The 3954-nt window shown below is 51.5% G+C and carries 5 protein-coding genes; all 5 read left to right on the plus strand.

The annotated features are described in order from the left end of the window. A partial coding sequence (locus tag NE665_RS23335) for a hypothetical protein (protein WP_256302667.1) occupies positions 1 to 386 on the plus strand: 386 nt, incomplete at its 5' end. Further along, on the plus strand, positions 383 to 883 hold the full coding sequence (locus NE665_RS23340; RefSeq protein ID WP_109771595.1) for a hypothetical protein: 501 nt from the start codon (positions 383 to 385) through the stop codon (positions 881 to 883). The genes NE665_RS23335 and NE665_RS23340, both read left to right, overlap by 4 nt. 14 nt (positions 884 to 897) lie before the next feature. After that, positions 898 to 1458 carry a hypothetical protein gene (locus tag NE665_RS23345; RefSeq protein ID WP_008729292.1) on the plus strand — a complete coding sequence of 187 codons (561 nt, stop codon included), beginning with the start codon at positions 898 to 900 and terminating at the stop codon, positions 1456 to 1458. Beyond that, on the plus strand, positions 1451 to 2041 hold the full coding sequence (locus NE665_RS23350; RefSeq protein ID WP_109771596.1) for an LPXTG cell wall anchor domain-containing protein: 591 nt from the start codon (positions 1451 to 1453) through the stop codon (positions 2039 to 2041). The genes NE665_RS23345 and NE665_RS23350 overlap by 8 nt, the downstream gene beginning before the upstream one ends. Further along, a partial coding sequence (locus NE665_RS23355; RefSeq protein WP_256302668.1) for an isopeptide-forming domain-containing fimbrial protein occupies positions 2025 to 3954 on the plus strand: 1930 nt, incomplete at its 3' end. The genes NE665_RS23350 and NE665_RS23355, both read left to right, overlap by 17 nt.

Genomic DNA, 3954 nt, shown 5'->3' on the forward strand with positions numbered 1-3954 from the left:
GGAATCCGAAAGCTGATACAGAGCTCTTCCTCTTCACGCCGGACCTGGATCACTGGCGACAGCTGAGTAAGATCGTTGAAGAGGATACCGATGGCAGGAAGACAGCGGTCTATGTCTTTGGTTATGAATCTGTATTGGATCCGGGGCAGACGACAGCAGAGTTGTTCTCCTCTGTAACCTTCTGCAATGCGATCGAAGAACAGGGGCTGGAGGACAGCGAACAGACGATCACCGTCAAGAGTATGGCCATCCAGCAGGAGGAGACCGGAACGATGGAGGAAGCCTATGGAAGCTTCATCAACCAGGAACATGTTACGAAGGAACCTGCACCGCAGATGCCAGAAGATGGAGAAGCAGCTGTGGATGATGGAGGTCACGATGAATGAAGCACAGGAAGAAATGGTTCCTCGTCTTCCTGTTGGCAGGGATCATCCTTATAATGGTCCCCTTCAGTATCGCCTATCTGACGCATGTGGAAACGAGAGAGAACAGGATAACGATTGGACAGAACGATGTCATGATAGAAGAGGATTTCACACCTCCCAAGCAGTGGCAGCCGGAGACGACGTACGAAAAGGACGTGAAGGTCCGCAATACCGGCAGCGTCCCCTGTTATATCCGCGTCTACGCAGCGCTTTCCGATACGGCCATCCCTGCGCATACGGTCTTCGATACGAAGGACTGGACACAGGCCGATGACGGCTACTGGTATCATAACAGCATCGTGGAGCCGGGAGCCGTCACCTCCAGTCTGTTCACGAAGGTGACGATTGGAGACATCGAAACAGAGAGTCAAAAGACATTCAACATCATCATCTATGCGGAATCCGTACAGGCGGAAGGCCATCACAATATCCGGGATGCCTTCGCCGGTATACGGTAAAGGGAGGCAGAAGCATGAAGAAAAGAAGATCACTCATCATAGCTCTTATCGTATTCCTGCTCATCTGCGGACTGATTATGGGGGATTCTCTCTCTTCCCTGTTACGTTCCTTCCGGCAGCGTTTTATCACACAGACGGATACAGTGGAGGTGACATTGGTCGATGACCTGCAGCGCAGTGTGCCGATCGTACCGGGAAGCAGGATCCCCCTGGATATGGATGTGCAGAACCTGGGAGTTGCCTGTCAGGTACGCTTCAAGGTCTGCGTCTATACCGGTGGTGAGTTGCTCCGTGAGCTTACAGAGGCGGAGCTGGAGCTGGCGGATGGCTGGGAACGGAAGAAAGACGGATATCTCTACCATACAGGCATTCTGGAAGAGGATGGCATACTGGAGCTGTATGACGCTGTCATCGCGAGCAGTGACATCATCACGAAAGAAGATCAGACGCTGGTACTGGAGACGACGATCCAGGCCGTACAGAGTGAGCATCTTGAGGTCTCTTCGGATGGCTGGGGAGATACCGAGATCCGACAAACGCTCCGTTCAAGGAATGAGGTGAGATCCGATGCGTAGAAAACTGCTGTTACTGACGATACTGCTGTTGCCCTTCCTCCCTGTAAGGATACAGGCAGAAGGATCAGACAGGTACGACATCCACATCCGGATCACGGAAGCAGGGATACAGAAGACATCGGCAGATGATATCGTGCTGTCACGGATGCTTCCGGGAGATGAACAGACCTATACCCTAAGGGTGGATAACCGAAGCAAGGAGGAACAGGAGCTCTATCTCAAGCTTTGCGCAGGAGAAGGACAGCTTACCGAGATACTGGAGCTGCAGGTGACGCAGGATGGCCACCGCCTCTATGAAGGAACTATGCAGGATGCGCAAAGAGGTATAGCGATGGGGCGCTATACATCACAGGAGATGACGACGATCCGGATCACACTGCGTCTTCCGAAAGAAACAGACAATGCATATTCGATCAGGGAAGCTGCTGTCGATGTCGAGCTCACTGCACTGACGATACAGGAAAGCGTAGCTACAGGAGATCAGACACAGCGGACACTGCTCATATCCAGCATCCTGGCAGTCATCTCCTTCCTGATCATCATCGTAAGAAGGAGGCGAAAAGATCATGAAGAAGCACGGTAGACTACTCATATCGATCCTGTTGCTGTTCCTGCTGATCATCCTTCCCCAGGATGGCCATATCACAGCAGCGACCATCCATGAGGTATCCGGAAGCAGCACCATCATCGATTCCTATTACAGCTTCGCACCGAAGTTCACGCCCGGGGTATCCTGGGCGGAATTCTATGGCTGCAGGAGCTATGATGATAGTGCGCTGTTCCGCAATGAAGGAGCTGCCAGTGGACGACTGCCAACGAACAGTCACCTCGCCCTGTTATCGAGCAATGCGCTCGTGAGAAGTGGCACGATCGGCGTGCGATACAATAACATCGGCCACTATAACGGATCGGCAGTAGATCTAAAGATCATGCTGGTGGACGGAGAGATCCGCACGGCGACTACAACGACGCATCCGGATATTAACATGCCGAGCGTCGCCTTCATGGATAACAGTATCGACATCTACCAGCAATCCTATCAGAGCAGGAATTTCATTTGGCAGTTCACCTTCTATAGGAGAGGAACGAACACACCGATATCAGTACCCTTCCATGCGAATTTCAAAGATATCGATAACACGGAGATCTTAGGTCATGGCTATAGCGGGATCGATGGCGTCTATGTGATGAGCAGAGGCAGTGGCGGTAATCTGAGCTATAACAGTTCTCAGGTGTATGCACCGTCAGAATTGAGTGGAGATGATGACCGACAGAACTGGGCTACATTGATAGGAGTGGCCTCGAGCTTCCGGCTGGGGTATACGAGAAGACTGGATATCGATGTCGAGACATGGGACAAAGGAAGTGATTATCGAACATTCTATCACTGGAAATGGTCCAACGATTCCCTCGTGAAGTTCGATACACCGGTCCCGACGAAACGCATCAATGGCAGCACTTCGGCATCTATTTACAATGATACTGCTTTTAACTATACGATAGACTTTGAGGTACCGCCGGAGGATGCGACAACGTATTACACGAGCTTCAAGCTCAATGATACCCTGGCAAGCTGTCTGCAGCTGGCCAATGGAACAAGCAGCATCACCATCCGAGATTCAGCCGGTAACGATGTGACATCGAAATTCGATCGTACCATCAGCGCTCAGTCCATACAGCTGAGCCTTCGTAATGTCGGTGACACTTCGTTCTATGGAAAAAGCTATACCGTCACGCTGAAGTGTAAAAAGAAAAGCGGTCATGACCTGTCCGCCTGGTTCAGCACATCCGGTTCCGGATCTGTCCGCAATACAGCGTCGATAACGACAGATCGAGGGACGAAGACATCGAATGCAGTAACTGTGGGCTTCTATTTCAAGATAACGACATCTGTGACGAACGGGACGATCACGGCAAGCACAGCCTCCCCGCTGCCGAATACGAGCAGGACGATCAGCTACAGCCCTGTGGACAGTGACCACGTATTGGAGAGCGTCACCATCGATGGGAAGGAAGTCGATATCAAGAAATATCCGAAGAGCTATACCTTCAGCGGGATAAAGGAGGACCATACGGTAAGTGTGAAATATAAACGTGTCTACAAGATCGAGACCGGTGCGAGCGGTGGGACGATCACACCCAAGGTGACCGGCATCGACAAGGGAGAAGATAGAACGATCACGTATACAGCGGATAAGGGGTACTATCTGCGCAGACTGCGTGTAGACGGAAAGGAAGTAGACGTGAAGCGATACCCTACCTCGTATACCTTCCATGATATCTCTTCAGACCATGTCATAAAGGCAGAATTCCTGCCGATACCGGAACTGCGGATCACGAAGCGGATCTATGGGGAAGAAATGTATCCGGCGTCGGGAGATCCGACCTTCCTCTTCCATATCGAAGGCACAGACTTCACCGGAGAGAGACAGGAATATACGGAGGTCATCCGATTCACAGCGTCTGACAAGAAAGCGTCCGGAGGCATAGAGAAAA

The sequence above is a fragment of the Clostridium sp. DFI.1.208 genome (assembly GCF_024463855.1).
GTDB lineage: Bacteria > Bacillota_I > Bacilli_A > Erysipelotrichales > Erysipelotrichaceae > Clostridium_AQ.

Bases quoted from the DNA above. Each gene is read 5' to 3' on its own strand.
- NE665_RS23340 (WP_109771595.1), top strand. From the start codon at position 383: ATGAAGCACAGGAAGAAATGGTTCCTCGTCTTCCTGTTGGCAGGGATC.
- NE665_RS23350 (WP_109771596.1), top strand. From the start codon at position 1,451: ATGCGTAGAAAACTGCTGTTACTGACGATACTGCTGTTGCCCTTCCTC.
- NE665_RS23345 (WP_008729292.1), top strand. From the start codon at position 898: ATGAAGAAAAGAAGATCACTCATCATAGCTCTTATCGTATTCCTGCTC.